Origin of the sequence: Leucobacter luti, assembly GCF_050310065.1 — a bacterium.
Lineage (GTDB): Bacteria > Actinomycetota > Actinomycetes > Actinomycetales > Microbacteriaceae > Leucobacter > Leucobacter luti_B.
Map to the genome: position 1 here is coordinate 1,764,711 of NZ_CP190007.1, position 26,426 is coordinate 1,791,136.

Annotated in this window: 27 protein-coding genes; 20 read left to right on the forward strand and 7 right to left on the reverse strand. The window is 70.1% G+C overall.

The window, feature by feature from the left end:
• Positions 1–5: 5 nt before the first annotated feature.
• Together ACOPJ3_RS08110 and ACOPJ3_RS08115 are read left to right on the forward strand one after the other, a co-directional pair.
• Positions 6–1,103, forward strand: a complete 1,098-nt coding sequence (locus tag ACOPJ3_RS08110) for an NAD(P)H-dependent glycerol-3-phosphate dehydrogenase (protein ID WP_427868687.1) — start codon at positions 6–8, stop codon at positions 1,101–1,103.
• Positions 1,100–2,248, forward strand: a complete 1,149-nt coding sequence (locus tag ACOPJ3_RS08115; protein WP_427868688.1) for a D-alanine--D-alanine ligase family protein — start codon at positions 1,100–1,102, stop codon at positions 2,246–2,248. Before ACOPJ3_RS08110 ends, ACOPJ3_RS08115 begins: the two co-directional genes overlap by 4 nt.
• A 48-nt stretch (positions 2,249–2,296) precedes the next feature.
• On the opposite strand, the gene ACOPJ3_RS08120 is transcribed toward ACOPJ3_RS08115, so the two are convergent.
• Entirely contained in the window at positions 2,297–2,788 is a 492-nt protein-coding gene (locus ACOPJ3_RS08120) for a DUF3515 domain-containing protein (protein ID WP_427868689.1), read from the reverse strand.
• A 62-nt stretch (positions 2,789–2,850) separates the two neighbouring features.
• Between ACOPJ3_RS08120 and thiL the strand changes: the two genes are divergently transcribed.
• Positions 2,851–3,861: a thiamine-phosphate kinase gene (gene thiL / locus ACOPJ3_RS08125; RefSeq protein ID WP_427868690.1), complete on the forward strand. Its 1,011-nt coding sequence runs from the start codon at positions 2,851–2,853 to the stop codon at positions 3,859–3,861.
• Between the two features lie 52 nt (positions 3,862–3,913).
• Here the strand turns inward: thiL and ACOPJ3_RS08130 are convergent, their stop codons facing one another.
• Positions 3,914–5,518 (reverse strand): PucR family transcriptional regulator, encoded by a 1,605-nt coding sequence (locus tag ACOPJ3_RS08130; protein ID WP_427868691.1) that lies wholly within the window; start codon positions 5,516–5,518, stop codon positions 3,914–3,916.
• 162 nt (positions 5,519–5,680) lie between these two features.
• Here ACOPJ3_RS08130 and gabT point away from each other — a divergent pair, with 162 nt between their 5' ends.
• Together gabT and ACOPJ3_RS08140 are read left to right on the forward strand one after the other, a co-directional pair.
• A complete protein-coding gene (gene gabT / locus ACOPJ3_RS08135) occupies positions 5,681–7,021 on the forward strand; it encodes a 4-aminobutyrate--2-oxoglutarate transaminase (protein WP_427868692.1) in 1,341 nt (446 codons plus the stop codon).
• 67 nt (positions 7,022–7,088) lie between these two features.
• Positions 7,089–8,555: an NAD-dependent succinate-semialdehyde dehydrogenase gene (locus tag ACOPJ3_RS08140; RefSeq protein ID WP_427868693.1), complete on the forward strand. Its 1,467-nt coding sequence runs from the start codon at positions 7,089–7,091 to the stop codon at positions 8,553–8,555.
• A 207-nt stretch (positions 8,556–8,762) separates the two neighbouring features.
• Here ACOPJ3_RS08140 and rsmD read toward each other — a convergent pair whose 3' ends face one another.
• Positions 8,763–9,362 carry a 16S rRNA (guanine(966)-N(2))-methyltransferase RsmD gene (rsmD, locus tag ACOPJ3_RS08145; RefSeq protein WP_427868694.1) on the reverse strand — a complete coding sequence of 200 codons (600 nt, stop codon included), beginning with the start codon at positions 9,360–9,362 and terminating at the stop codon, positions 8,763–8,765.
• A gap of 138 nt (positions 9,363–9,500) precedes the next feature.
• On the opposite strand from rsmD, the gene ACOPJ3_RS08150 reads away from it, so the two are divergent.
• From ACOPJ3_RS08150 to ACOPJ3_RS08195, 10 genes are all read left to right on the forward strand, one after another.
• Positions 9,501–11,687 carry an ATP-dependent DNA helicase RecG gene (locus ACOPJ3_RS08150; RefSeq protein WP_427868695.1) on the forward strand — a complete coding sequence of 729 codons (2,187 nt, stop codon included), beginning with the start codon at positions 9,501–9,503 and terminating at the stop codon, positions 11,685–11,687.
• A gap of 140 nt (positions 11,688–11,827) precedes the next feature.
• Positions 11,828–12,781, forward strand: coding sequence for an ABC transporter ATP-binding protein (locus tag ACOPJ3_RS08155; RefSeq protein WP_427868696.1), 954 nt, complete (start codon positions 11,828–11,830; stop codon positions 12,779–12,781).
• Positions 12,782–12,826: 45 nt separating this feature from the next.
• A complete protein-coding gene (locus tag ACOPJ3_RS08160) occupies positions 12,827–13,864 on the forward strand; it encodes an ABC transporter permease subunit (RefSeq protein WP_427868697.1) in 1,038 nt (345 codons plus the stop codon).
• Positions 13,865–13,925: 61 nt separating this feature from the next.
• Positions 13,926–15,368, forward strand: coding sequence for a sensor histidine kinase (locus ACOPJ3_RS08165; protein ID WP_427868698.1), 1,443 nt, complete (start codon positions 13,926–13,928; stop codon positions 15,366–15,368).
• Positions 15,365–16,066 carry a response regulator gene (locus ACOPJ3_RS08170; protein WP_427868699.1) on the forward strand — a complete coding sequence of 234 codons (702 nt, stop codon included), beginning with the start codon at positions 15,365–15,367 and terminating at the stop codon, positions 16,064–16,066. The genes ACOPJ3_RS08165 and ACOPJ3_RS08170 overlap by 4 nt, the downstream gene beginning before the upstream one ends.
• A 97-nt stretch (positions 16,067–16,163) precedes the next feature.
• Positions 16,164–16,658 (forward strand): pantetheine-phosphate adenylyltransferase, encoded by a 495-nt coding sequence (gene coaD / locus ACOPJ3_RS08175; RefSeq protein ID WP_427868700.1) that lies wholly within the window; start codon positions 16,164–16,166, stop codon positions 16,656–16,658.
• The gene (locus ACOPJ3_RS08180) at positions 16,658–17,212 is read left to right on the forward strand and encodes a YceD family protein (RefSeq protein ID WP_427868701.1); all 555 of its coding nucleotides are present in this window, start codon (positions 16,658–16,660) and stop codon (positions 17,210–17,212) included. The genes coaD and ACOPJ3_RS08180 overlap by 1 nt, the downstream gene beginning before the upstream one ends.
• A 13-nt stretch (positions 17,213–17,225) precedes the next feature.
• Entirely contained in the window at positions 17,226–17,429 is a 204-nt protein-coding gene (gene rpmF / locus ACOPJ3_RS08185; protein WP_017885009.1) for a 50S ribosomal protein L32, read from the forward strand.
• A 52-nt stretch (positions 17,430–17,481) separates the two neighbouring features.
• The gene (gene rnc, locus ACOPJ3_RS08190; protein ID WP_427871190.1) at positions 17,482–18,186 is read left to right on the forward strand and encodes a ribonuclease III; all 705 of its coding nucleotides are present in this window, start codon (positions 17,482–17,484) and stop codon (positions 18,184–18,186) included.
• Between the two features lie 15 nt (positions 18,187–18,201).
• Positions 18,202–19,224 (forward strand): DNA-formamidopyrimidine glycosylase family protein, encoded by a 1,023-nt coding sequence (locus tag ACOPJ3_RS08195; protein ID WP_427868702.1) that lies wholly within the window; start codon positions 18,202–18,204, stop codon positions 19,222–19,224.
• 155 nt (positions 19,225–19,379) lie between these two features.
• Here the strand turns inward: ACOPJ3_RS08195 and ACOPJ3_RS08200 are convergent, their stop codons facing one another.
• Entirely contained in the window at positions 19,380–19,769 is a 390-nt protein-coding gene (locus tag ACOPJ3_RS08200) for a hypothetical protein (protein WP_427868703.1), read from the reverse strand.
• 552 nt (positions 19,770–20,321) lie between these two features.
• Between ACOPJ3_RS08200 and ACOPJ3_RS08205 the strand changes: the two genes are divergently transcribed.
• On the forward strand, positions 20,322–20,609 hold the full coding sequence (locus tag ACOPJ3_RS08205; RefSeq protein ID WP_427868704.1) for a helix-turn-helix domain-containing protein: 288 nt from the start codon (positions 20,322–20,324) through the stop codon (positions 20,607–20,609).
• Entirely contained in the window at positions 20,606–21,847 is a 1,242-nt protein-coding gene (locus tag ACOPJ3_RS08210; RefSeq protein ID WP_427868705.1) for a type II toxin-antitoxin system HipA family toxin, read from the forward strand. The genes ACOPJ3_RS08205 and ACOPJ3_RS08210 overlap by 4 nt, the downstream gene beginning before the upstream one ends.
• A 341-nt stretch (positions 21,848–22,188) precedes the next feature.
• On the opposite strand, the gene ACOPJ3_RS08215 is transcribed toward ACOPJ3_RS08210, so the two are convergent.
• Positions 22,189–22,989 carry an RCC1 domain-containing protein gene (locus tag ACOPJ3_RS08215; RefSeq protein ID WP_427868706.1) on the reverse strand — a complete coding sequence of 267 codons (801 nt, stop codon included), beginning with the start codon at positions 22,987–22,989 and terminating at the stop codon, positions 22,189–22,191.
• Positions 22,990–23,330: 341 nt separating this feature from the next.
• Between ACOPJ3_RS08215 and ACOPJ3_RS08220 the strand changes: the two genes are divergently transcribed.
• The 3 genes from ACOPJ3_RS08220 to ACOPJ3_RS08230 all read left to right on the forward strand — a co-directional run bounded on the left by ACOPJ3_RS08220 (position 23,331) and on the right by ACOPJ3_RS08230 (position 24,554).
• Positions 23,331–23,603: a hypothetical protein gene (locus ACOPJ3_RS08220; RefSeq protein ID WP_427868707.1), complete on the forward strand. Its 273-nt coding sequence runs from the start codon at positions 23,331–23,333 to the stop codon at positions 23,601–23,603.
• Positions 23,600–23,827 carry a DUF378 domain-containing protein gene (locus tag ACOPJ3_RS08225; protein ID WP_427868708.1) on the forward strand — a complete coding sequence of 76 codons (228 nt, stop codon included), beginning with the start codon at positions 23,600–23,602 and terminating at the stop codon, positions 23,825–23,827. The genes ACOPJ3_RS08220 and ACOPJ3_RS08225 overlap by 4 nt, the downstream gene beginning before the upstream one ends.
• A 106-nt stretch (positions 23,828–23,933) precedes the next feature.
• Positions 23,934–24,554 (forward strand): class I SAM-dependent methyltransferase, encoded by a 621-nt coding sequence (locus tag ACOPJ3_RS08230; RefSeq protein ID WP_427868709.1) that lies wholly within the window; start codon positions 23,934–23,936, stop codon positions 24,552–24,554.
• A 6-nt stretch (positions 24,555–24,560) separates the two neighbouring features.
• On the opposite strand, the gene ACOPJ3_RS08235 is transcribed toward ACOPJ3_RS08230, so the two are convergent.
• Together ACOPJ3_RS08235 and ACOPJ3_RS08240 are read right to left on the reverse strand one after the other, a co-directional pair.
• Positions 24,561–25,004, reverse strand: coding sequence for a hypothetical protein (locus ACOPJ3_RS08235; protein WP_427868710.1), 444 nt, complete (start codon positions 25,002–25,004; stop codon positions 24,561–24,563).
• A 319-nt stretch (positions 25,005–25,323) separates the two neighbouring features.
• Positions 25,324–26,382, reverse strand: a complete 1,059-nt coding sequence (locus ACOPJ3_RS08240; RefSeq protein WP_427868711.1) for a DUF6892 domain-containing protein — start codon at positions 26,380–26,382, stop codon at positions 25,324–25,326.
• Positions 26,383–26,426 lie beyond the last annotated feature (44 nt).

The window sequence follows — 26,426 nt, forward strand, 5'->3', positions numbered from 1 at the left end:
CCGTGGTGACGGGCGGAAACTCGCGCAATCGGGGCCGAAAGGTCGCCGTCATCGGCGCGGGGAGCTGGGGGACCACGTTCGCCAAGATCTTGAGCGACGCGGGCTGCGACGTGACCCTGTGGGCGCGCCGGCCCGAGGTCGCGAGCGAGATTCAGGTCGGACGCCGCAATAGCCAGTACCTCCCGGGCATCAACCTGCCGAAGAAGCTGAAGGCGACGAGCGATCTGCAGACGGCGCTCCGCGGCGCGCGGCTCGTGTTCCTCGCGGTGCCGAGCCAGACGCTCAGGCAGAACCTGCTTGATCTCGAGCCGTATCTGGATCGCCGCAGCGTGCTCGTGAGCCTCGTGAAGGGCGTCGAGAAGACGACGACGATGCGGATGTCGGAGGTGATCTCCGACACGCTCGACCTCGATCCGGAGCGCATCGGGGTGATTTCCGGCCCGAACATCGCGCTCGAGATCGCGAAGGAGCAGCCGACGGGCGCCGTCGCCTCGTGCGCTGACCTCTCGGTCGCGCAGGAGATCGCCACGGCCGCCTCGGCGCCGTACTTCCGGATGTACGTCAACACCGACGTTGTGGGCACGGAGCTCGGCGGCGTGCTGAAGAACCTGATCGCGCTCGCGATCGGCATCGTCGACGGCGTCGGATACGGCGAGAACACGAAGGCCGCGATCATTACGCGCGGGCTCGCCGAGATGACCGAGTTCGCGGTCGCTTCGGGCGCGGACGCCGCGACCCTCTCCGGCCTCGCTGGGCTCGGCGACCTCATCGCGACCTGCCAGTCGCCCCTCTCCCGCAACAACACCGCCGGCCGCCTCATCGGCCAGGGGTACACCCAGGAGGAGACGAAGGAGCAGATGCAGCAGGTCGCGGAGGGCATCACCTCGGTGCCGCCCGTGCTCGAGCTCGCGCGCGAGCGCGGGATCACGATGCCCATCGTCGAGCAGGTGCAGATGGTGCTGAGCGGCCGGATGGCCCCGAAGAATCTGGGCCCGCACCTCGCGACCGAGGACGACGTGCCGCAGCCCGAGCTCACCCTCGGGGGCAAGGAGCCGGGCCGCTGGCGCCGGTTCATCGATCGCTTGAAAGGACACCAGTCGTGACCGAGGACACCCAGGATAACGGGATCACCAGCGCGAACGGCGCCGTCAAGCGCACGGTCGTCATCCTGTTCGGCGGCCGTTCGAGCGAGCACGGGATCAGCTGCGTCACCGCGGCGGGGGTGCTGCGCGCGATCGACCGCAGCCTCTTCGACGTGATCCTCGTCGGCATGACGAAGCAGGGCGCGACCGTGCTCATGAGCGAGGAGGACCTCGCGGGTTACCGGCTCGAGGCGGGCTCCCTGCCCGAGGTGCACGACAACGGCACGCGCGTCCTCTGGCCTGCGTCCACGGCGACGCGCTCGCTCACGGTCATCGAGGAATCGGGCGTCCTGCGCTCGCTCGGCCGCGCGGATGCGGTGCTGCCGATGCTGCACGGACCCTACGGCGAAGACGGTACGGTGCAGGGCATGCTCGACCTCGTCGGCCTGCCCTACGTCGGCAGCGGCGTGCTCGGCTCGTCGCTCTGCATGGACAAGCACGTCGTGAAGACGGTGCTCGCCGAGGCCGGGATTCCCGTCGCCCCGTGGCGAACCGTCACGCAGGACGAGCTGGCCCGGGATGCGTATCTCGTGGAGCGCCTCGACGAGGGGCTCGCGTACCCGCTGTTCGTGAAGCCGGCCCGCGCCGGATCGAGCGTCGGCGTGAGCCGCGTGACGGAGGCCGCCGGGCTCCCCGCCGCCCTCGACATCGCCTTCGCGGAGGACCGCACCGTGCTCATCGAGACCGGGGTGACGGGCCGCGAGGTCGAGATCGCCGTGCTCGAGGGACGCCGCGGCGAGCCGACCCGCACGAGCAGCGTGATCGGGGAAATCGTGTTCTCCGGGCGCGACTTCTACGACTTCGAGGCCAAGTATCTCGGCGCGTCGGGTGTCGACCTCGAGCTGCCAGCGCGGGTGACGGACGCCGAGTTCGCGGCGATCCGGGACGCGGCCGTGCGTGCGTTCGAGGTGGCGCAGTGTGCGACGCTCTCGCGCATCGACTTCTTCCTGACCGCGGACGGCCCGATCCTGAACGAGATCAACACGCTGCCCGGTTTCACGCCGATCTCGATGTACCCGCGGCTCTGGGAGGAATCCGGGCTCGGCTACACGGAACTCATCACGGAGCTCATCGAGCTCGCGATCGAGAAGCGCCCGGCCTACTAGGGCTGGCGCAGATAGGGGGCCGGCGCCCGGTGCGGCGGCGCACCGGCGTCATTGCTTCTTGATGTCGAAGGTGTCGGAGAGGCTCGTGCACTGCCGCTCCTGCGGCAGGATCTTCGCGACCGCGCTCAGGTCAACGATCGCCTCGGTGCCGCTCGCCTTGCGCGAGTCGACGACGACCTCGAGCCCGGGGCTCCTGCCGTAGGCCTCGAAGCTGTAGAGCGGGGCGCGGCTCTCGTCGATGATCCAGTCGACCCCGTTGACGTTGACGCACGTGTCGGTCGTCGGTCCGCTCGGCTCGATCCCGCAGTAGAGCAGCACGCTCGCGGGATCGCCCCACGCGCCCGTCGATTGGGCGTTCGTCGAGCGCTTCTCGAAGCCCCCGACCGTCTGCGGGAGCCGCACGATCACGTTCGCGCACTCCGGATCCCCGGCGTTGACGGCCGGATCCATGGGTACCTGCCCGGCGCAGCCGACGAGCGAAGCGGCCAGCAGCGTGAGGGCCGCGGTGGAGGCGAAGCGCCGGATCCCGAACTGAGTCACACCTCAAGCCTAGCCGCGTCCGGATGGGAGGCCGCCCCACCGGCTCCCACTACATTGGGAGCATGGAGCTGACGGTCTCGGAACTCGGTGAGCGCGGCGTGCTCGCGCGCGTGATCGCGCAGCTCGGGGCGGCGAGTGCCGCGGTCGTGGGGCCCGGCGACGACTGCGCCGTGCTGCGGAGCGCCGGCGACACCGTCGTCACGAGCGACACGATGATCGAGGGCCCCGACTTTCGCGCGGCGTGGCACAGCGGCTTCGAGCTCGGCTGGAAGCTCGCGGCGACGAACCTCTCGGACGTCGCCGCGATGGGCGCGCGCCCGACCGGGCTCACGGTGTCGCTCGCGGTGCCGCGCGACACCCCGGTGCGGCTGCTCGAGGAGATCGCGGGCGGGCTCGACGCGGCCTGCCGCGAGCTCGCCCCCGGGTGCGGCGTGGTTGGGGGCGATCTCGGCACGGCGCCCGTGATCGTCGCGGCCGTCACGGCGCTCGGCGAGCTCGCGGGGCGGGATCCGGTGACGCGATCGGGTGCTTCCGCGGGTGACACGGTCGCCTACGCCGGTCAGCTCGGGCTCGCGGGTCTCGGGCTCTCGCTGCTCTTCGAGCGCGCGGCCGAAGCGGACGGTACGGCTCACGACCGCACGCTGGATGTGCTGAAAGCCGAGTTTGGCGCAGCAATCGAGGCGCAGCTGGCGCCGACCCCGCCCATTGGGCTCGGCGTCGCTGCGGCTGAGGCGGGGGCGACGGCGATGATGGACGTCTCCGACTCGCTCTCGATCGACGCCGCGAGGCTCGCGCGGGCGAGCGGGGTGGCTGTGGCGCTCTCCTCAGACGCGCTGGTCGCGGGCTTCGGGCGCCAGGGCGGCGTCGAGGTGCCGCTCGCGGCGATGCTCACGGGCGGCGAGGACCACGGCCTCCTCGCGACATTCCCTCCGGGCGCCGCGCTGCCGCCCGGCTTCGTCGAGATCGGCCGGGTCGAGGACGGGCCCGCTGACGGGGCCGAGTTCCTCGTCGACGGCGCCCCGAGCGAGCCGCGCGGCTGGGATCCCTACGAGGTGCGCTGGCCGGGGGAGTGAGCGGGGCCCTGATCGGGGCAGTGAGGCAGGCCGTGGGCGACGGTGACGAGGGTCATGCTGCGTCCTTCGGACGGTGCTCGGCCAGGATCCGGAGCGCTGCCCAGAGCTCGGCGCGGGTGTCGGGGGAGTCGAGGTCCGCCTGCAGGAGGCCCGCGGCGGTCTGGACCCGCGCCTTCAGTGTATGCCGGTGGATCCCGAGCTCGGCTGCGGCCGGGCTTGTCTGCCCGTGGTGAGTGAGCCAGGTCGTGAGGCTCTCCTCGATGACGTCCTCGTGTCGGCGATCGTGGTGGCGGATGGGGGCGAGGAGCGTCTTCGCGCGGCGCCGCGCCTCCGTGCTGCCCGCGAGCAGGTGGAGCACGCCGTCGTGGAGCGCGGGGAGATAGTCGACCGGGCCCTGCGCGTCGCTCGCGAGCGCGTAGTCGAGCGCGCGGTCGGCCTGCCCGAGGAGTTCTCCGAGCGCGGACACGGCCCCGCGCTCGGAGATCCCGCACGGCACCCCGTGCGTGAGGAAGAGGCGCCGGATCGCGGGCAGGTGCCGCGTCTCGGCGATGAGCACGGGCCGGTCCTCGATCACCGCCGCGAACAGGCCGGGGCTGCCCGCATCGAGCGAGCCGAGGTCCTGGGAGAAATCGGATGACGCGCTCGGGTCGCCGTAGCGCGCGACGACGACGGCTCCCCGCGGGATCCGCACGAGCGTGTCGGCCGCGAGCCGCTCGGCGAGGGCCTCGTTCCCCTCGATGAGCAGGCGGACGATGCCGGATCGGAGCGCGGCCTGCGCCGCGTCGAGGCCGCTGCGATGCTCGAGCTGGACCGTGGCGAGGGCCGCCACCAGTCCGAGCAGGGTGCGCTCCGCAGTGTCGGGTGCCCCTGAATCCTCGACGGCGAGCACGCCGAGGATCTGGCGCTGGCGGCCGAGCGTCTGGAGCCGGATCCCGTGCCCTCGGTCGTCCTCGATCCGTGCGGCGCTCACGCCGCGATCGACGAGCCGCCGCGCCTCGCGGCGCAGCCACTCGCTGGAGACCGGGGCGGGGCCGGCGCCGCCCGCCGACTCGACGATGCGGCCGGTGCGGTCCGTGACGCAGAGCCAGTGGCCGAGTCGCGCGGTCGCCTCGCGCACGACCGCGGCGAGGCCGTCTCGGTGCAGCGAGGCGTTCGTCACGGCGCGCTGGGCCTCGAGCGCCCAGAGATCCCGGGCCCTGGTGCCCGCTTCGAGGAGCCGAGCCGCGGTCTGCACGATCTCGATGAACGCCGTGTCGTAGGGCACGCGGAAGAGGGGGAGGCCGAGGCGGTCGCAGGCGGAGACGAAGCGATCCGGCACACGGTCCCAGTGCAGGCCGACCGCGACGCCGAGCGCCGTGACGTCGGCCTCGATCAGGCGCTCGACGAACTCGTCTGCGGCGCGCTGCGTCGGCACGTCGGTGAAGCGGGCGCCGGTCGTGAGGAGCACCGTGCGGGCCGGGAGGAACGGGGTCGGATCGCCGAGCTCGCTGACGTGGACCCACTGGACGGGGCGGCTGCCCGGGTCCTCTGCGGCGCCCGCGATCAGCACGAGGCCGAGCTGATAGTCGTGGAGCAGCGTGCCGAGCTCGATCGTGGGGGAGTGCGAGCTCCTGGCGCCCAGCGGCGTGTCGCTGTGAGGGTGGTGTGTGTCTGCCACGGGGCCTCCGTCGTGCTTTGCCACTCTGGTGAAACTATTCACCCATCTTAACCACTGTGGCAGCAAACGGGGTGGGCCCCGGGGAGTAGGCTGATCCCGAATCACCCAGGACGCACGCACACCCGTCGCGCCCGCTCAGAACCACGCAAGGAGAATCACCTCATGGTCGATGTCATCGGCGGCCCCTCGCTTCCGCAGGAGCGCAAGCTCGTTACCAGCATCCCCGGCCCGAAGTCGCAGGAGCTGCTCGCGCGCAAGAACGCTGCGGTCGCCGCTGGCGTCGGCGTGGCCCTCCCCGTCTCGATCGTCGCGGCCGGTGGCGGCGTCATGGTCGACGCCGACGGCAACTCGCTCATCGACCTCGGATCCGGCATCGCCGTGACCGGTGTCGGCAACGCGGCGCCCGCCGTCGTCGAGGCCGTGACCAACCAGGTCCAGCACTTCACGCACACCTGCTTCACCGTGACCCCCTACGAGGGGTACGTCGCCGTCGCCGAGAAGCTCAACGAGCTCGTCCCGGGCGACCACGAGAAGCGCTCCGCCCTCTTCAACTCGGGCGCCGAGGCCGTCGAGAACGCGATCAAGATCGCGCGTCACTACACCAAGAAGAACGCCGTCGTCGTCTTCGACCACGCCTACCACGGCCGCACCAACCTCACGATGGGCATGACCGCGAAGAACATGCCCTACAAGGACGGCTTCGGTCCGTTCGCCCCCGAGGTCTACCGCGTGCCCGCGTCGTACCCCTACCGCGACGGCCTGACCGGCGCAGAGGCGGCCGCCCTCACGATCACCCAGATCGAGAAGCAGGTCGGCGCAGACAACCTCGCCGCGATGATCATCGAGCCCATCCAGGGCGAGGGCGGCTTCATCGAGCCGGCCGAGGGCTTCCTCCCCGCGCTCCAGGAGTGGGCGACCGCGAACAAGGTCGTCTTCATCCTCGACGAGGTGCAGACCGGCTTCGCTCGTACGGGCGACCTGTTCGCTGCGAACTTCGAGGGCGTCGTCCCGGATCTCGTCACCACGGCGAAGGGCATCGCCGGCGGCCTGCCGCTCTCGGCGGTCACCGGCCGCGCCGAGATCATGGACTCGGCTCACGCCGGCGGCCTCGGCGGCACCTACACGGGCAGCCCCATCTCCTGCGCCGCGGCACTCGCGACGATCGAGACCTACCAGAAGGAGAACCTGACGGAGCGCGCCCGTGAGATCGGCGCGATCATCGACGAGTTCTTCGCCGAGCTGCAGAAGTCGGACGACCGCATCGGCGACATCCGCGGCCGCGGCGCCATGAAGGCGATCGAGCTCGTCGAGTCGGGCAGTAAGCAGGCGAACGCCGCCCTCACCGGCGCCGTCGCGAAGTACGCCGGCGAGCAGGGTGTCATCCTCCTCACCTGCGGCACCTTCGGCAACGTGATCCGCTTCCTCCCGCCGCTCTCGATCTCCGACGAGCTGCTCCGCGACGGCCTCAACGTGGTCGCCGAGGCCCTCAAGGCGAACGCCTAAGCGTTCGCTCCCGACCCAGTCAGCGATAGATCCAGTCAGCGATTCGATCCCGAAAGGACGAATGAACATGGCACTACAGCAGAACGAGCAGGCACTGCTCGACAGCGTCCAGGCCGGCCTCGGCATCGGCGGCACCTGGGAGGCCTCGACCTCCGGTGCGACGATGGACGTGCACGATCCCGCAACCGGCGAGGTCATCAAGTCGATCGCGGATGCGACCGTTGAGGACGCGGTCCGCGCGCTCGACGCGGCCGTCGCCGCGCAGGAGGCCTGGGCGGCGACGTCCAGCCGCGAGCGCTCGAACATCCTGCGCCGCACCTTTGACCTCCTCATGGAGCGCAAGGAAGACTTCGCGCTGCTCATGAGCATGGAGATGGGCAAGCCCATCGCCGAGGCTCGCGGCGAGGTCAACTACGGCGGCGAGTTCCTCCGCTGGTTCTCGGAGGAGGCCGTCCGGGTTCCCGGCGACTACCGCCAGAACCCCGAGGGCACCGGCACGATGATCGTCTCGCAGATGCCCGTGGGCCCCTGCTACTTCATCACGCCGTGGAACTTCCCGCTCGCGATGGCGACCCGCAAGATCGCCCCCGCACTCGCGGCAGGCTGCACCGTCGTCATCAAGCCGGCGGCGCTCACGCCGCTCACGACCATCTTCTTCGCGCAGCTGCTCGAGGAGGCCGGGCTTCCGGCAGGCGTCGTGAACGTGGTCCCGACCTCGAAGTCGAGCGCACAGTCGAGCGCGCTGCTCTCGGATCCGCGCCTGCGCAAGCTCTCGTTCACGGGCTCCACGCCGGTGGGCGTGAAGCTGCTCGAGGCGGCCGCGCAGAACGTGCTCCGCACCTCGATGGAGCTGGGCGGCAACGCGCCGTTCATCGTGTTCGAGGACGCGGATCTCGATAAGGCGGTCGAGGGCGCGATGCTCGCGAAGTTCCGCAACATCGGCCAGGCCTGCACGGCGGCGAACCGCATCATCGTGCACGAGTCGATCGCGGATGAGTTCTCGCGCCGCGTGGGCGAGCGGGTCGCCGCGCTCACCATCGGCCGCGGCGCCGAGGAGGGCAACGACATCGGTGCCCTCGTCGAGGAGAAGGCCGTGACCAACACGGCACGCCTCGTCGAGGACGCGGTGGAGACCGGTGGCAAGATCGTCACCGGCGGCGAGGCCGTCGACGGCCCCGGCCACTTCTTCCAGCCGACCGTCATCGATCACATCAGCCCGCAGGCCGCGATCATGCGCGAGGAGATCTTCGGGCCCGTGCTCGGGATCATCCGCTTCTCCACCGAGGAGGAGGCCGTCGAGATCGCGAACAACACCGAGTACGGCCTGATCAGCTACGTGTTCACCGAGAACATCGGGCGCGGACACCGCATGATCGAGAAGCTCGAGACCGGCATGATGGGCCTCAACACGGGCCTCGTGTCGAATGCGGCGGCGCCGTTCGGCGGCGTCAAGCAGTCGGGCATCGGCCGCGAGGGCGGCTTCGAGGGGATCCACGAGTTCCTCTCGTCGAAGTACACGCTGCTGCCGCGCTAATAGCGGTTGCACCGCAGGGCGTCGGGGTCTTGGATCCTGGCGCCCTGTGCTGTTTGTGGGGTCCGTGGGCGCGTGCTTCGCGGCTGCCGGCGCAGCGGCGCTGCGCTCACTGAGCTTTCTGCGCTCAACTTCAAGAATTTGGGCATCCAGCCTTGCTGAATGCAGTTTTCCCTGGGAACGCAGCGACCCGCGCTCCGGATCGGGCCCCTACTCGGGGCGGTCGGCGCGCTCCGCCCACCAGAGCGCGGTCTCGCCGTAACGCTTTTCCCTGATGGGCGCGTACCCTTCGGGCCACACCGGCGAGCCGGAGCGCGTGCTGCGCTCAACGAGCACCACCGCGTCGGCGGCGAGCAGGGGAAGCAGCGTCGTGAGGTTGGCTGTCAACTCTTCGTTGCCCAGCTCATAGGGCGGATCCAGCAGGGCGACGTCCCACTCGGGTCGCGGATCGGCCGCGGCCTCGTCCAGGTAGCCCTGCACGGACTGCCGCACCGCGCTCACCTCGGGGGTCGACTCCGGATCCTGCTTCGCGAACGCGCCGAGCACCACTCGTGCGTTGTCGGCCACGATCTTCGCGGCGGCCGGGTGTTTCTCCACGAGCACGACGCGCGCGGCGCCGCGGCTCGCGGCCTCGAGGCCGAGGGCTCCGGATCCCGCGTAAAGGTCGAGCACCCGGGCGCCCTCCACGAGCCCCCACGATTCCAGCGAGGAGAAGATCGCCTCGCGCACGCGATCGCTCGTCGGCCGGGTGCCCGACTTCGGCACGGCGAGGCGCAGCGATCCGGCGGTCCCGGCAATGATTCTGGTCACCACAAGAGCCTAACCTCTCTCAGCCCTTGCCGATTCTGCGCTACCCGAGCCTTTTATCGCGGATAAAACGCACATCGAGCGCGGAATCGGCAAGGGCTGGGAACTTGGGGCGGGGGTGGGCAGCGATAGCCTGGGTGCATGACGCGCGCGAACCTCGACACGAAGCTTGACGGCCTCGTCGGAGCGCGCACCGCGAAGCCCCTGGCCAAGGCCTTCGACGTGCACACCGTGGGCGAGCTCCTCGCCCACATCCCGCGCCGCTACTCGCGCCGCGGCGAGCTCACCCCGCTCGCGGGGCTCCCGGTCGGCGAGCAGATCACGGTCGTCGCCCAGGTCCTCGACGTGCGCGAGCGCACCATGCAGCGCCGCCGCGGCAGCCTGCTTGAGGCCCGGATCACCGATGGCACCGGCACGCTCTCGCTCACGTTCTTCAACCAGGGGTGGCGCGCCAGGGATCTTCTGCCGGGCAAGCGCGGCATCTTCGCCGGCAAGGTCAGCGAGTACCGCGGCCAGCTGCAGCTGCAGCACCCCGAGTACGAGCTGTTCGAGAACCGCGACGAGGCGCCGGGCGCCGAAACCCTCGACGAGGCGGCGGCAAAGGCCTGGTCAGAGACGCCCGTGCCGATCTATCCGGCGACCGCGCAGATGCCGAGCTGGACCGTCCAGCGTGCGATCGAGCTCGTGCTCGACGCGCTCGAACCAGTGGACGATCCGATCCCGGATCAGATCCGCGCGGCCGAGGGCATCATGCCGCTCGCCCGCGCGCTCGAGCTTGTGCACCGGCCGCAGACCGACGCCGACTGGCGCGGTGCGCGCCAGAGCCTCCTGTTCAGGGAGGCCTTCGAGCTGCAGCTCGCGCTCCTCGACCGTCGCCGCCGCGCGGCGTCCGAGCCGAGCACGCCGCGGAAGATCGAGTCGATCCCGCTCGAGCGCTTCGACGCGGCGCTGCCCTTCGAGCTCACGGGTGATCAGCGGCGGGCGGGCGCCACGATCGCCGCGGAGCTCGCGCAGCCGCACCCCATGCACCGGCTGCTGCAGGGCGAGGTCGGATCCGGAAAGACCCTGGTCGCGCTGCGGGCGATGCTGCAGGTCGCGGGCTCCGGAGGCCAGAGCGCGATGCTCGCCCCGACCGAGGTGCTCGCGGCGCAGCACTTCCGTTCGGTCGTCGAGGCGCTGGGCCCGGATCTCGCCGCGGACCTGAACCCCGTCCTCCTGACTGGTCGGATGCCCGCGGCCGAGCGCAAGCGCGCCCTGCTCGCCATCGCCTCGGGCATGGCGCAGATCGCGGTCGGCACCCACGCGCTCATCGCTGAGGCCGTCACCTTCTTCGACCTCGGGCTCATCGTCGTCGACGAGCAGCACCGCTTCGGCGTCGAGCAGCGTGAGGCGCTGCGGCGCAAGGGCACGCAGCCGCACGTGCTCGCGATGACCGCGACGCCGATCCCGCGCACGGTCGCGCTCACGGCGTTCGGAGACCTCGAGGTGACGACGATCCGGGAGCTTCCCCCTGGTCGGCAGGGGATCGAGACGTTCGCCGTGCCGGAGATCGAGATGCCGAATCGCGCCGCGCGGGTGTGGGCGCGCGCCGCGGAGGAGATTCAGCGCGGCCGGCAGGTCTACGTCGTGTGCCCTGCGATCGCGCCGGGCGAGCGGGAGGCGGGGGCCGACGAGGAGGACCTCGGGCCCGACGAGGCTGACGCCGCTGCCCGCCCGCTCGCGAATGTCGAGGAGACCGTTGCGGAGCTCAGGGGGCGCCCCGAGTTCGCGAGTGCCACTATCGCTGGCCTGCACGGCGGCATGCCGGGTGCCGAGAAGGACGAGATCATGACGAAGTTCGCGGCGGGGGAGATCCAGATCCTCGTCGCGACGACCGTGATCGAGGTCGGCGTGAACGTGCCGAACGCATCGACCATGATCGTGCGCGACGCCGATCGCTTCGGGATCTCGCAGCTGCACCAGCTCCGCGGCCGGGTCGGCCGCGGCGAGCACGCCGGCCTCTGCCTCCTCATGACGACGGCCGAGCAGGGCTCGGTCGCGCGCGAGCGGATCGACGCGATCGCCGCGACCTCGGACGGGTTCGCGCTCGCCGAGGTCGACCTTGAGCTCCGCCGCGAGGGGGACATCCTCGGGACCGCGCAGTCGGGCGGGCGATCCACGCTGAAGTTGCTGCGCGTCGCCGAGCACGGCGAGCTCATCGCGCACGCGCGCGAGGTGGCCGGCGCGCTTCTCGACCGGGATCCGGACCTCGCGGAGTCCCCGGCGCTCGCGCGCCTCATCGCGGCCGACGAGGAGCGCGGTCACCTGGAAAACCTCGCCAAGTCCTAGCAGAACCGGCAAGGTGCGGGGGCGGGGGACGGTACCTGGGTACTACGTCCACCAGCCTGTGGGGGGATCCGCTCGGCGGGGGCGGCGCCTAGCTTGGGAGTGTCGCCGAGATCCGGCGCCACGCTCCTGAGGAGGACTCCATGATCGAGGCACGTGGCCTGACCAAGCACTACGGCAGCAAGACCGCCGTGCACGACGCCAGCTTCACCGCCAAGCCGGGCACCGTCACCGGCTTCCTCGGCCCGAACGGCGCGGGCAAGTCGACGAGCATGCGCCTCATGGTCGGCCTCGACCGCCCCTCGGCCGGCACCGTCACGGTGAACGGCAAGCGCTACGCGGACTCGGACGCGCCCCTCCGCGAGGTCGGTATCCTCCTCGACGCGAAGGGCGTGCACCCCGGCCGCACCGCGCGCGGCCACCTCCGTGCCCTCGCCGCGACGCACCGCATCTCCGACGCCCGCGTCGACGAGGTGCTCCGCCTCGCGGGCCTCACCGAGGTCGCGAACAAGCGCGTCAAGGGCTTCTCGCTCGGCATGGGTCAGCGGCTCGGGATCGCGGCCGCGCTGCTCGGCGACCCGCAGACCCTGATCCTGGACGAGCCCGTGAACGGCCTCGACCCCGACGGCGTGCTCTGGGTGCGCAAACTCCTCCGCGCGCTCGCGGCGGAGGGCCGCACGGTGCTCCTCTCGAGCCACCTCATGAGCGAGATGGCGCAGACCGCGGACCACGTGATCGTGCTCGGCCGCGGCAGGGTGATCGCCGACGCCCCGATCGCCGAGTTCGTCGCTCGTGAGGGCGGATCCCGCGTCACGGTCCGCACCCCGCACGCGGCGAAGCTTGCCTCAGTGCTCCTCGGCGACGGCGAGACCGGGGTCACGCTCGAGCCGATCGACGGCGACGGCTTCACGGCGACCGGGATCACCGCGCCCGAGATCGGTCGCGCGGCGGCCCACCACCAGATCGAGCTCCACGAGCTCAGCCCCCTCGCCGACAGCCTCGAAGACGCCTACCTCGCGCTCAGCCGCGACGAGGTCGAGTACGTGTCGCCGACCGACTCCGTAGGTCCCGTCGCAGCCGGCACCCACGCCGCCTGACGCCAGCCAGCCGAACACGCAGCACTGACTTTCCAGGAGAACATCATGCAGAACGCAGCAGGCGCGGTTCCCGCGCACAACATGCCGCTCGACGCGTCGGCCGGCGAGCAGCCCGGCCGCTCGACCATCGTCATCGACGGCGGGGTCGCGACCGGCCCCACCGAAGCGCAGACCGCGCGTCGCTCCGGCGCGGCTTCCGCCCGGAGTACGGGATCCGCGGCCCAGGGCACCCAGCGAACCCCGGGCGCAGACGCCGGCCCCTCCGGCCTCAGCTTCGCCGGGATCCTCCGCTCGGAGCGGATCAAGCTCACCTCCCTCCGCAGCATCCGGGTGACGCTTCTCATCACGCTGATCATGGGCCTAGGCCTCAGCGCCCTGATCGCGCTCGTGTTCACGGTCGACCCAGGCATGGCGGCGCAGCTCGGCGATCCGCAGGGCGCTCAGTTCTACATCCTCACGGTGACCGCGTTCACGACCCCGTTCCTCGCGCTCGTGTTCGGCGTGCTCGGTGTATTCGCGATCTCGAGCGAGTACTCGAGCGGCATGATCCTCTCGACGCTCTCCGCGGTGCCCAAGCGCACGCCCGTGTTCGTCGCGAAGGGCCTCGTGCTCGCACTCATCTCGGGGGTCACGGCGCTCCTCCTGATGGTGGGCGGTGCGGGCATCGCCGTGCTGCTCGCGCCGCAGACCGCGGCGCAGCTCGGCAGCCTGACGGTGGTCTCGGGCATGCTCGGCGGGGTCGCCTACCTGGTGCTCATCGCGCTGCTCGCCTACGGGGTGTCTGGCCTCCTGCGCTCGACCGCGGGCGGCATCTCGGTCATCACCGGCATCATCTTCGTGCTCCCCATCGCACTGCAGATGCTCGCCCTCACCAATTGGGATTGGGTGCCCGCGGTCGGCCCGTATCTGCCGAGCAGCCTGGGCAGCACGCTGTCGCTCGGGATCGCGGCCGAGGGGCCGATGACGCAGGGCATGCCAGCCGAGGGCCCGACCTTCTGGGTCGCGCTCCTCGCGATGGTGATCTGGGCGGCGATCGCGGTGATCCCCGCCGCGATCGCGTTCAAGCGCCGCGACGCCAAGTAAGCCGCGGCCCCAAGCACCCCCCGAACGTCCCGGCCACGCGCCCGAACACTAGGCTGGAACGATGATGATGACCGAAGCAGAGGTGCGCCTCCCGCGCCCGCCAGGAGTGATCCGGCGGGCGCTGGCGGCGCACCCGCTCGCGGTCGACGTCTTCATCGTGTCTTGGTACTTCATCGGGATCGGGATCGGGATCCTGATCGACGTCATCACGAGCGTCGAGATCTTCCCGGGGCAGACCGATCAGCCGCCGCTCTCGATCCACCTGCAGTGGCCGTGGTGGCCCGTCACGGCGCTGCTCGTCATCGCCGTCGGCGTGGCGCTCCTGTTCCGGCGGAAATACCCGCTCACGGGTCTCTTCGTCACGCTCGCCGTGTCGTTCGGGATCGACGGCGGCATGGCGCTCGCGAACGGCGTCGCGATCCTCTTCATGCTCTATGCCGTGCCGGTCTACCGCAGCGTCCGCGCGGGCTGGCTCGGCTACGCCGTGGCGCTCCTCGTCTCGATCGCGCAGGTCGTGATGGAGGCGACCGGTGTGCTCACGGTCGAGACGGGGCCGGGCGCGCTCGTCGCCGGCAGCGACCCCGATCAGGGGGTCGGCGCCGCGTTCCTCGCGAGCCTCATGACCGCCGTCTGGTACCTCGCGATCCTGATGCTCGGGATCAACCTCGGCAATCGGCGCCGCTACGTCGAGGCGATCATCGACCGTGCCCACCAGCTCGCCCGCGAGCGGGATCAGCTTGCGCAGCTCGCCGTCGCCGAGGAGCGCTCGCGCATCGCCCGTGAGATGCACGACATCGTGGCGCACTCCGTCTCGGTCATGATCGCCCTCTCGGAGGGCGCCTCGCGCGCGGTCGACGCGGCGCCGGATGCTGCCGCGGACGCGATGCGGCGGAGCGCGGAGACCGGGCGCACGGCCCTCGCGGAGATGCGCAGGCTGCTCGGCGCGCTGCACGCGCCCGGCGACGGCGCCGAGCTCGTGCCGCAGCCCGGCATGTCCGAGCTGCCCGGGCTCGTGGACAGCTTTCGCGACGCCGGGCTCCAGGTCGGCCTCTCGATCTCGGGCGACGGATCCGGGGACCGCGGCCAGGAGCTCGCGGTGTACCGCATCGTGCAGGAGGGGCTCACGAACGTGCTCCGCTACGCGGGCACGGGATCCCGCTCCGAGGTGCGCGTGTGGCGCGAGGACCGCCGCGCGACCGTCGAGGTCAGGGATTTCGGCCGGCCCGAGGGCGGCGCGCTCCCCGTCACGGGCGTCGGATCCGGGCGCGGACTCGCGGGCCTCGCGGAGCGCGCCCGGGTGTTCGGGGGCAGGATCGAGTCCGGGCCGGTCCCGCCGCAGGATGGCGGCGGATGGCGGCTGTGGGCGGAGATCCCCGTGAGCACGGACGCGCGCGTCGGGGGCGCGGCGCCGCACGGCGCGGTGGGCGAGTCCGGGGCGGGATCCGGATCCGGAACCGGGGCAGGCTCGCCCGATGGGGGCAGCGAACGAGGGGAGAGACGATGAACGACCAGACCATCAGGGTGATGCTCGTCGATGACCAGGAGCTGATCCGCACGGGATTCAAGCTTGTGCTGCTCGGCGAGCCCGGGATCGACGTGGTGGCCGAGGCGAGCGACGGCGAGGCCGCCCTCGCCGAGCTCGCGCGCCTCGATGCCGCGGGATCCGGCTGCGACATCGTGCTCATGGACGTGCGCATGCCCGGCATGAACGGGATCGACGCGACGGCGGCGATCGTCGCGCGCTTCCCGGGGGTGCGCGTCGTCGTGCTCACGACCTTTGACCTCGACGAGTACGCGGCGGGCGCGATCCAGGCCGGCGCGAGCGGCTTCCTCCTGAAGGACGCTCGCCCGACCGAGCTCGTCGACGCCATGCGCCGGGTCGCCGCGGGCGACGCGACGATGGCGCCGAGCGTCACGAAGCGGCTCATGGAGCAGCTGCGCGAGGCGCCGGGGGAGTCGGCCCCGTTCATGGCTCGCGGCTTCGCGGCCGCTCCGGCTCAGGATCCCGCACTCGACGTGCTGACCGAGCGCGAGCACGACGTGCTCCGCCTCATCTCGGAGGGCAAGAACAACGCCGAGATCAGCGGCGAGCTCTTCCTCTCGGAGTCGACCGTGAAGACGCACGTCGGCCGAGTGCTCGCGAAGCTGCAGCTGCGCGACCGCGTGCACGCCGTCATCTTCGCGAAGCAGCACGGGCTCTGATCCTGCAGCGATCCGGCGCGCCGAAACACCCGCTCATCCTGCGAACGACGTGTTGTATGTGCAGCAAACACCTGACCGCACCGAATAGGCTAGAGGCATGACCAACATTGCTGTCGTTCCCGGGTCCTTCGACCCGGTGACTCTCGGGCACCTGGACGTGATCCGGCGCGCCGCCGCCGTATTCGACGAGGTCCACGTGCTCGTCGTGCACAACCCGGGCAAGCAGGCCATGCTGCCGATCTCCGAGCGCCTCGCGCTGATCCAGAAGTCGCTCGACGAGGATCCGGAGATGCCGAAGAACATCCTCGTCGCCTCGTGGTCGGTGGGACTGCTCGTCGACTACTGCACCGAGGTCGGCGCATCGGTGCTGGTGAAGGGCATCCGTTCGCAGATCGACGTCGCGTACGAGACGCCGATGGTGCTCATGAACCGGAGCCTCGCGAACGTCGAGACCGTGTTCATGCTGCCGGATCCGCAGCACGCGCACGTCTCGAGCACGCTCGTGCGTCAGGTCGCCTCGCTCGGCGGCGACGTGAGCCCGTACGTGCCGGCGGCCGTCGGCCGGTTCCTCGACAAGACGAGGCCCGCCTGATGGCCAGCCCGCGCGTGTATGAGGAGAATGTCCGGGAGCTCATGGGGCGCCCGGGGGAGATGCGCGAGCGCTCCCGGTCGTTCGCGGCGCCCGAGAAGTTCGGCGAGGGGCTCGCGCAGGTGCGCGAGGGCGAGAACATCGACCTCGACGTGCGACTCGAGTCTGTTCACGAGGGGATTCTCGTCTCCGCGGACGTCGCCACGACGCTGCACGCGGAGTGCGGTCGCTGCCTCAAAGAATTCGACGCGCCGTTTCAAGTCGAGTTCCAGGAGCTTTTCGCGTATACTCCTACGGAGGCCGACGAGTACGGGGTTCACGGTGATCACGTGGATCTTGAACCCCCGCTCCGAGACGCGGTAGTGCTTGCACTGCCGTTCCAGCCTGTGTGTCGCCCGGACTGCCCGGGACTCGATCCCGAGTCCGGTGAGCTGCGCGAGACCGAGGCTGCAGGGTCGCCCGATGCGGATATTGATCCGCGCTGGGCTGCGCTGGCCGGTTTCAAGGCTGAAGAAGAACCAGATACGGACGATGAGTCCGGATCCGTAAGCAAGTAGGAAAGAGAACATCATGGCTGTTCCCAAGCGGAAGATGTCGCGCTCGAACACCCGTCACCGCCGCTCGGCGTGGAAGGCCGAGGCCCCGAAGCTCGTGAAGACCGTTGAGAACGGCCGCACGGTCTACAGCCTCCCGCACCGCGCCCGCGTGGTCGAGGATTCGCAGGGCAACGCCCTCTTCCTCGAGTACAAGGGTCGTAAGGTCGCCGACGCGTAAGTTGTCGCTCGTGACCGGGAACGATGCATCGCTCCCGCCCATCGAGGGTCAAGTGCCGCCGGGGTCGCCACATGGCGAGCCCGGCGGCTTTCTTGTCGCCTTCGGCGTGGCGGTCGAGCAGGATCTCCTCGAGCTCGCGCTCACGCACCGTTCGTGGGCGTATGAGCACGGGGGTGCGCCGCACAACGAGCGCCTCGAGTTCCTCGGGGACTCGATCCTCGGGCAGGCCGTCACGGTGAAGCTCTTCCGCGAGTTCCCCGACCTCGACGAGGGCGAGCTCGCGAAGCGCCGCGCCGCGCTCGTGTCGACGGTCGCGCTCGCGGAGATCGCGCGCGGCCTCGGCGTCGGCGATTCGCTGCGCCTCGGGCGGGGCGAGGAGCTGACGGGCGGCCGCGACAAGGACTCGATCCTCGCGGACACGATGGAGGCCGTGATCGGCGCGGTGTTCCTGTCGACGGATCCTGCGACGGCGGATCGCTTCGTGCTCGAGCTCGTAGCGCCTCTGCTTGAGGATCCCGAACGCTTCACGGTGTCGCTCGACCCGAAGACGTCGCTCCAGAAGGAGGCCTCGCGCCGGGGCCTGCCGCACCCGCCGTACGACACGACGGGCACGGGGCCGGATCACGATCGCCGCTACGCGTCGCGCGTGACGCTCGCCGGGGTCACGGGCACGGGCGAGGGCACGAGCAAGAAGGCCGCGGAGCTCGCGGCAGCGCGCGATGCGGTCGCCCGCCTCCGCGCGGCCGCTTCCCGTTGATCGCCCGCGGTTTTCATGCCTGAGCTTCCCGAGGTTGAGGTGGTGCGCGCCGGCCTCGCGGCCGCGCTGCCCGGCGCGCGCGTCTCCGGTGCGGAGGTGCTGGACCCGCGCGCGCTGAAGCGCCACGTGCCGCTCTCGGGCGACGACGGGCTCGGCGGCCACGGCGTCACGCTGTCTGCCGCGGCTGGCGCCGGGCGCGCGGCCGACTTCGAGCGCCGCGTGACGGGGCTCACGCTCTCGGCGCCCGTGCGCCGCGGCAAGTTCATGTGGATCCCGGTCGCGTCGCCGGCCGGCCGGCCGGAGGCGCTGCTCGCGCACCTCGGCATGAGCGGCCAGCTGCTGCTGCGCGCGCCCGGCGCCGCGGATGACCGGCACGTGCGGATCCGGCTCTGGATCGAGCACGAGGAGCACGGCGAGCTGCGCCTCGACTTCGCCGATCAGCGCCTCTTCGGCTCGCTCGCGCTCGACGGACTCGCACCGACGCCTGACGGCTTCGCGGGCGGCTACGCGGGCGCCGGCCTCCTGCGCGGCGCGGCCGTTGTTGGAGCTGCGCCCGAGCCCGGCTGGGGCGGCGCCGCGCTGATCCCGCGCCAGGCCCTCCACATTGCGCGAGACCCGCTCGACCCCGCGTTCGACGACGCGGCCTTCGTGCGCGCCGCACGGCTGCGGGGGACGGCGATCAAGGCGATCCTGCTCGACCAGGCCGCCCTGAGTGGCGTCGGCAACATCTACGCCGACGAGGCACTCTGGCGCGCGCGCCTGCACCCGGAGACCCCCGGGCGCCGGATCGCGGCCCGCCGCCTCACCGAACTTCTTGCCCACCTGCGTGACGTCTTCGCCCACGCCCTCGCCGAGGGCGGCACGAGCTTCGACGAGCAGTACGTGAACGTGAATGGGCAGGCGGGGTATTTTGCGCACTCGTTGAATGCGTACGGGCGCACGGGGGAGGCGTGCCGGCGGTGCGGCGGGGTCATCAGGCGGGTTCCGTTTGGTGGGCGGTCTTCGCACTACTGTCCGAGGTGTCAGCGGCGGCGGTGAGGGAACGCTGCAGGGACCGCAACCGCCTGTCGAGCTTCGCTCCAGGGTCGCCGCGAGATCCGTGCCGCGCGGCCCGAACGGCGACCCCATGCGGGGATGACCGAGGTCAGAGTTCTTGAATGCCGGCTATCGCTGCCGGAAGCGGCTCGACGAGATTAGGGGACGTACGCGGGTTCAGCGGAGAAAAGTTGGCCCCAGAGGAGGAGCTGGGCCACACCGAGGCCCGCGAGGCTCGCGGCCACGCAGCCGAGCAACGCATACGCGAGGCCTGGGTCGTGCCGGATGCGCCAGGCGATCCTCGAGAGCAGCGCGAACCCCAGCAGGTGGGCAATGGCTAAGGGGGTGCCCCCCACGGTTGCGGCAAAGCCCGCCATGCTCGTCCCCGCAGCCTCGGCCTTGCCTTGTTCGGACGCCTCCTCGACGATCGAGAGTCCGAGCCAGAGCCAGGCGACGGCCATAGCGAGAACGCCCGCGCCGGTGCACGTCCAGAACGCCGTGGTTGCGATTTTGCGCTCTGCGTTGGTGCTCGCAGGTGCGTGGTCCATGCCCAGAGCCTAGCTGCGTTCCTCGTGAGCTCGTGGGCGCGGTCTGCGGGGAACTGCGGCGCGTTCCTGTTGCTCACGTTGTTGTGGGTGATCGGGCTGGAAGTGAGTGTGCTCGAGGCGCGCCGCACCAAGCGCTGGGGGCATCGCAACGGGTGTCGGGTGCGCTGGTCGGGGCTCCCGTCCGCAGCGCCCAGCGCGATTTCTGCATTCAACTTCAAGAATTTGCGCATCCAGCCTCGCTGAGTGCAGAATTCGAGGCGAGTGCGGAGAGACTGGGAAACGTTTCTCCGGGCGCTGGATCGAATGCTGCCAGAGGTGCTGGGTGCGAGCGTTGTGAGCGCGACCGGGTGGCGTTGAAGCTTCCGGCGCGGCACCGCGCAGTGAGGTCGGAGTCGCCAGTGCTCGTTCATGGCTCGCGCTCCACAGACTGCACGGAGGCCAAGCGTGCGCGTCGATCCCGCGGCGTGCATTGTTTTGATTGTGACGACGATGCTCGCCATATCATGGCTATCCGGCTATTATGGTAGCCATAGTAGGAAAGGAGCATGCGCCATGGCCGGGTACAAGATCGATCGACAGCTCGCCGAGTTCGGCGAGCACGTGCGGGGTTGGCGCATGGTGCTGGGGCTGACGGCGCAGCAGGTGTCCGAGCGCGCCGGGATCACCCGGGACACCCTGCGCAAGATCGAGGCGGGCGACCCGAGTGCGGGCTTCGGCAACGTCGCGCAGGTGCTGCGCGCCCTCGGCGTACTCGACCAGGTGGTCGAGGCCGTCGACCCGCTCAAGAGCGACATCGGCCGCCTGCGCGCGGGGAACCTTGCGAAGAAGCGTGCGCGATGACCACCGTCGAAGTCCTCGTCGACGAGGCGGATGGCGCGCGCGTGGTGGGCCAGGCGCATTTCACCAGGCAGCGCGACCAGATCTCCACCACGTTTCTCTACGACCCGGGCTACCTGTCGAGCGACGGAACGAGCATCGACCCCGCCCTGCCGCTGGTCTCGGGCGCGCAGCACCAGCCCGGGCTGGTGCGCGCCTTCGCCGACAGCGCTCCGGATCGCTGGGGTCGCAACCTCGTCGAGAAGGCGGAGCGCGCGCGTGCCCGCGACGAGGGCCGCGTGCCGCGCCGGCTGGACGACCTCGACTTCCTCCTGGGCGTCAGCGACGACACGCGGCAGGGAGCGCTGCGCTACCGATTGCCAGGCAGCGAGGAGTTCCTCGGGAAGCCCGCGACTGTCCCTCGTCTCGTCTCGCTGCCGGAGTTGCTGCGCGCCTCGGACGAGCTCGTCTCGGACGAGGATCCGAGCCGGGCCCTCAAGCAACTGCTCGACACGGGCACGACCGGCCTGGGCGGCGCGCGGCCCAAGGCGTCCGTGCGCCTCGAGGACGGCTCGCTGGCGATTGCGAAGTTCCCGCATTCCAGCGACCGGTGGGAGGTCATGGCCTGGGAAGCGACGGCGCTCGATGTAATGGAGGCCGCGGGCATCCGGGTGCCGCAGCGACGGCTCGCCCGGGTGGGCGAGCGCAGCGTGCTGATCCTGCGCCGGTTCGACCGGACGGGGGAGGGGCGCCGGATCGGCTACATCAGCGCGATGACGGCGCTGGGCGCCGACGACGGAGAGCACCGCGACTACGCCGAGATCGCCGAGGCGATGCGGGATCTGTCGCTCTCGCCTCGGACCGACCACCACGAGCTCTTCGATCGCGTCGTCGCAGGAGTCGCGCTCGGTAACACCGACGACCATCTGCGCAACCATGGCTTCCTCGCCGATCGCGGTTCATGGACGATGAGCCCCGCATTCGACGTCAACCCGAACCCCGACCCGCAGCGGGCCCGCTCGACCACGATCATGGGGGCCGACGCCCCGCCCGACGAGGCCGAGGCACTGCTCGCCCTGGCAGAGGAGTGCAGCCTCTCGCCCACCCAGGCGCGCGAGCGAATCGCACGCGTAGCCGAAGCGGTCACCGGGTGGCGCGACGCCGCGCGGAAGAACGGCGCCCGTGAGCAGGAGATCACGATGATGGCCGAGTCGATCGAGCCTCGGATGAACGCGGTGATCGCCGCCGCGAGGAAGACGTGAACACAGCCTCGACAAGGTGAACCGGAGCGTCGAGGTAATGAGCGCCGCCAACAACTGAGGGTTCGTGAACGGAATATCGTGGGCCGATCCCGGAACACGGATGAGTGTGATGCTCATCGCGGTCGCGTGAATGAGCGTTGCGGATCTTTGCATCAGGCCTCGTTCCCTTTCGCCGACGAAAACGAATACGGGACCGGGGTTAAGAGCGCCAGCTCAACGGGCGGGAAAAACGAATGCTCTCCCCGACGCTGCTCAACAGTGTCTCGCTTGACAGGCTTCCACTGTCACTGACGTATCGGCCCAACAGCTCGGAGGGCACAGACAGCTCGCTTGACCCCACCTCAGCGCAGCACCGTCCAGCCCGAGACGTCCCGCCTGCCGTCCGCGCTGCTTCCTGCGCTGACGACGCTGCCGTCGGCACGTAGGCCAAGCGTGTGCGCCGATCCCGCGGCCACCGCAATGATGCCGTCCCAACCCTCGACGTCGCACTGCCCGTCGCGGTTCTCGCCAGCGGCGAGGACGCGCCCGTCCGCGGTGACGCCGACGGTGTGGTGGCTCCCGGCGGCGACCGCCACGATGTCGCTCCAGTCTTCGAGGTTGCACGCGCCGGCCTCTGACGTGCCAGCGGCAAGCACCCTGCCGTCGCTTCTGAGGGCGACGGTGTGCAGGTACCCGGCGGCGATCGACGTGACGTCCTGCCAGCGGGAAACGTCGCACTGACCGCGATGATTGTTGCCCACGGCTACGGCGGTGCCATCAGCGCGCAGCCCCACCGAGTGCCAATCGCCGCAGGAGATTGCGACGATGTCCCGCCAGGTTTGCACCTCGCATGCTCCCTCCGCCGCGCGGCCAGCCGCGCTCACAGAGCCATCGGAGTGCAGCGCGAGGGTGCGCCGCCAGCCCGCGGCGACCGCGATGACGTCTCGCCAGGCCCCGACCTCGCACTGATCGTCGGCGTTCCAGCCCGTCGCGAGCACGGTGCCGTCCGAGCGGAGCGCGACAGTGTGCGACTTGCCCGTGTTCCTCGCGGTGTGGACGTTGCCGGCCGCAACCGACACCACGCCGCCCCACATGGCGACGTCGCACTCTCCGGCTCGGTTGTTGCCGACCGCAGCCACGGTGCCGTCTGGTCGGACGGCCACTGAATGGCGACGCCCCGCCGCCAGCGCCGAAGTATCTGCTCGCACACCTCATCTTCTCAATCCCCGTGTTGCTGGATCAACGGGTCACCCCTCCGCCGTGCCGTCGAGGCAGGTGATCCGCGGGCAATGCCTCGCGTCGATGAGCGTGCGCGCTCGTCCTGCCGGTCACTTCCTTCTTCATACTTCCGCGCCTGGCGCAAGGGGGTTGTTCGGATGAGTCAACCACGATTGCATTGCGGATCAGGTGGTTTGCAGGTGAGTACGCCGATCCTCGCAGACTACCTGAGTCACATCACGTTGTTCAGGCACCCCTGCGCACATGACCGGAGACAGGAAGAATCATGAGTATTGATCCGAAAAAAGAAGTCCGCAAGGCTGCCGGCAAGGTGTCTTGGAACCCGATGCGGTTGGTCGGTAGCTGGGGAATTCGCAGCAACCACGTCTACACCGCGGCGCTCGCTTCTGTGGCCGTCTCGCTCCTGTCCTGGCTCGTGTCGCGCGGGAAGGACGACGGCAAGGCGCAGTCGGACCGGTGGGGTCTGTTCATCGGCGAATGGGCGCCCACGCTGTTCGCGCTCGGTGTTGGCCTCAAGCTTGAGGAGGAGAAGCGATGAACGCGCTCTTCACCCTGGTCAAGATTCTCGTCATCATCGGGGCCCTCAATTGGGGGCTCGTGGGTGCATTCGATTTCAACCTCGTTGACGCGATCTTTGGAGCTGGGTCAATGGGATCCAAGATTGTGTACATCGTGGTCGGGATCGCCGCAGTCATCGCGATCTTCGAACTGTTCCGGCCGGTCGGCCGGGAACGCGTTCGGGATCGGGAGCGCACGCTGTAAAAGACCAGCACCAGCACCGGTGCCGCCGGCGCGAGCTTCGTGAAGTTCCCGCCCGCGTGCAGAGCACCCGCTGTGGGGTTGCTCGGCGCTGCATTATCGTGGTCAGGTGCACGCACCACACCAGGATCCGCCGATCTCGGCAGTGCGGAGCGCGTACGGATCCCGCGCCCGCGAGTACGCCGAGCTGTTCGGCGCGGCGGATCGGATCGCGCCAGAGGACCGCGCGCTGGTCGAGCGATGGGCGCGCGGTGTCGACGGCGGGGTGCTCGACGTGGGCTGCGGGCCGGGGCAGTGGACGCGGCTGCTCGGCGAGCTCGGCGTTCCCGCGATCGGCATTGATCCCGTGCCCGAGTTCATCGAGCTTGCGCGGGCGGCGTTCCCCGAGTGCCGGTTCCGGGCGGGCGCGGCGGAGGCGACGGGGTTCGGCGACGCGGAGTTCGGCGGGGTGCTTTCCTGGTACTCCCTGATCCACACGGAACCGGATCGCGTGGGGGAGGCGCTCGCCGAGTTCCGTCGGATCCTCGCGCCCGGGGGACAGCTCGCGCTCGGCTTCTTCGAGGGGCCGAGGCTCGAGGTGTTCGATCACGCGGTCGTGACGGCGTACTTCTGGCCGCTCGCGCGCATGATCCGGGAGCTCGACGCGGCCGGGTTTGACACGAGCCACACGGAGACTCGCACGGATCCGGGATCCCGCGCGCACGCGGCGGTCACTGCGGTGCGGCGGTAGTCCCCGTCACCCCTCGGAGCGGCGCTGGATCCGGTCGATCAGGTCTTGCACCTGGGTAGGATCCACATCGGTGGCCAGCGCGACGTAGTGGTCAATAATCGTGGGTCGGTAGCGCACGGCGATGCGCTGGCCGAGGGCCAGGCGAGTGAGCTCGGTGATCGAGATCGACTCATCGGCGATGCCGCGGAAGGCGACGCCCTCGGCCGTCTCGACGTCGAAGATGAGGGCGACGCGCGGACTGCCGTCGCTGCTGATCTCGCGCCAGTCCACGAGCGTGCCGATCGCGAGCGCACCCTCGCGCAGCTCGGCGCCGCGCTGGCGCGCGGCCTTGCTCAGGAGCGGGTTCGGCGCGATGCCGGGGAACGCCGGGCCGACGCCGAGCGGCTCCCGGCTCAGCTCGGGGCGCAGCTGGCCCACGAGGTCGTCGACCTTCTTCCCGAAACCGAACATCAGCGTGCTCCTTCCTGCGTGCGCTTCAACCTGGGTGGTGGCGCCGACCCGGTCCTCGCGGTCGGAGTGTGGTGCCGAGTCTAGGGGGTGCCGGGAGCGCCGCCGGATCGAGCTGGCAGGCTGTCTGCAGAATGCCCGATCCGGCGCCCACCCGGCGCGAATGAAAATCAGCCCGCGCCTAGCGGCAACGGGCTGATCGTGATGTCGTTGATTCTATGTTGCTCTCATTCCGGGCGCCACAACCAAGGCAAAGTAGAGTGCGTCATTCGGCGACGGCCTGCCATGCGTCCCGGCAAACGCCAGCGGCCGCTCCCGACCCCTACTGAATCTCGATCCCGCGCGCCTCGAGCGCCTTGCGGGCGCGGGGGCCGAGCATGCCGCCGATGTCGTCGACGGTGCGCAGATTGGGGAAGAGGTCCAGATCTGCCGGCGTGAGCGAGGGGATGTCGAAGGCGCCGTCCTCGCCGTCCCACTGCGGGATGAGCTGGAGGTTCACCTCGTTGCCGCCGTCGAGCACGAGCGACTCGACCTTCTCGGCGAGCCTGGCCGGGATCGGGAGCTTGCGGAACCAGGTGCGGACGGCCGGGATCATCTCGGTGTAGTACTCGTTCGGATCGAAGTTGCGGGCTCCCCGATCCTGCGCGAAATGGTGCACGTCGAAGCGGGGCTCGAGGATGCCCTGGTTATACATGAGCTCCTCGATGATCGCGAGCCTGAAGGGGAACGACTTGATCTCGAGGACGGGCTCCGTGGCCTCGGGCAGCTTCCAGCGTCCCGAGGGCTTCGCGGGCTTCGGCTTCGTGTCGACGAAGATGTAGGCCTGGGAGAACGGCGCCTCCGCGGCGAGTACCGCCTCGGCGAGCTCGCCCGACTCCGCCTTCGCGAATCGCTCGGAGAAGCTCATGTCGTCCACGAAGCCCAGCTCGGTCTTGTTGGTCATCAACTCGCAGCGCCAGTCGCCGGCCTTGGCCCCCATCATGGCGTGCACCATGCGCCGGTCCTTCGCCGCGACCGCCTCGCGGGGGTCCTTGCCGCGGATCGTGAGCGAGCCGCTGAAGTTGCGCGCGGGTTTGTGTGCCTCGCGGCCGCGTCCCCTGCGCTCCGCCTTGACGGTGTCGTCGGCGAGAGCGATCCGGATCTCCGTCGGCTCGGCGCCGGGCTTTGCCAGCGTGAAGATACCCGCGTCGTCCCAGACGTACCATGTGACGACGGAGTCGGACGGTTCGCTCGGCTCGATGATGCGCGGATCGCCGAGCGCTTCCGTCAGCGCGGCGAGCGAGACCTCGGCTATGAGGGCGTCGCCGAGCTTCACGCCCGCCGGGGTGAGGTCGATGTCGGGAGACGCAACGGCGCCGGCCGGGGAAGTGTTTTCGGTCACGATGTGCCCTTCATGAGAAAGCAATAGCTTGCTCCAAGCTAGTG

Bases quoted from the DNA above. Each gene is read 5' to 3' on its own strand.
- thiL (WP_427868690.1), top strand. From the start codon at position 2,851: ATGGAGCTGACGGTCTCGGAACTCGGTGAGCGCGGCGTGCTCGCGCGC.
- gabT (WP_427868692.1), top strand. From the start codon at position 5,681: ATGGTCGATGTCATCGGCGGCCCCTCGCTTCCGCAGGAGCGCAAGCTC.
- ACOPJ3_RS08140 (WP_427868693.1), top strand. From the start codon at position 7,089: ATGGCACTACAGCAGAACGAGCAGGCACTGCTCGACAGCGTCCAGGCC.
- ACOPJ3_RS08150 (WP_427868695.1), top strand. From the start codon at position 9,501: ATGACGCGCGCGAACCTCGACACGAAGCTTGACGGCCTCGTCGGAGCG.
- ACOPJ3_RS08155 (WP_427868696.1), top strand. From the start codon at position 11,828: ATGATCGAGGCACGTGGCCTGACCAAGCACTACGGCAGCAAGACCGCC.
- ACOPJ3_RS08160 (WP_427868697.1), top strand. From the start codon at position 12,827: ATGCAGAACGCAGCAGGCGCGGTTCCCGCGCACAACATGCCGCTCGAC.
- ACOPJ3_RS08165 (WP_427868698.1), top strand. From the start codon at position 13,926: ATGATGATGACCGAAGCAGAGGTGCGCCTCCCGCGCCCGCCAGGAGTG.
- ACOPJ3_RS08170 (WP_427868699.1), top strand. From the start codon at position 15,365: ATGAACGACCAGACCATCAGGGTGATGCTCGTCGATGACCAGGAGCTG.
- coaD (WP_427868700.1), top strand. From the start codon at position 16,164: ATGACCAACATTGCTGTCGTTCCCGGGTCCTTCGACCCGGTGACTCTC.
- ACOPJ3_RS08180 (WP_427868701.1), top strand. From the start codon at position 16,658: ATGGCCAGCCCGCGCGTGTATGAGGAGAATGTCCGGGAGCTCATGGGG.
- rpmF (WP_017885009.1), top strand. From the start codon at position 17,226: ATGGCTGTTCCCAAGCGGAAGATGTCGCGCTCGAACACCCGTCACCGC.
- ACOPJ3_RS08195 (WP_427868702.1), top strand. From the start codon at position 18,202: ATGCCTGAGCTTCCCGAGGTTGAGGTGGTGCGCGCCGGCCTCGCGGCC.
- ACOPJ3_RS08200 (WP_427868703.1), bottom strand. From the start codon at position 19,769: ATGGACCACGCACCTGCGAGCACCAACGCAGAGCGCAAAATCGCAACC.
- ACOPJ3_RS08205 (WP_427868704.1), top strand. From the start codon at position 20,322: ATGGCCGGGTACAAGATCGATCGACAGCTCGCCGAGTTCGGCGAGCAC.
- ACOPJ3_RS08210 (WP_427868705.1), top strand. From the start codon at position 20,606: ATGACCACCGTCGAAGTCCTCGTCGACGAGGCGGATGGCGCGCGCGTG.
- ACOPJ3_RS08220 (WP_427868707.1), top strand. From the start codon at position 23,331: ATGAGTATTGATCCGAAAAAAGAAGTCCGCAAGGCTGCCGGCAAGGTG.
- ACOPJ3_RS08225 (WP_427868708.1), top strand. From the start codon at position 23,600: ATGAACGCGCTCTTCACCCTGGTCAAGATTCTCGTCATCATCGGGGCC.
- ACOPJ3_RS08235 (WP_427868710.1), bottom strand. From the start codon at position 25,004: ATGTTCGGTTTCGGGAAGAAGGTCGACGACCTCGTGGGCCAGCTGCGC.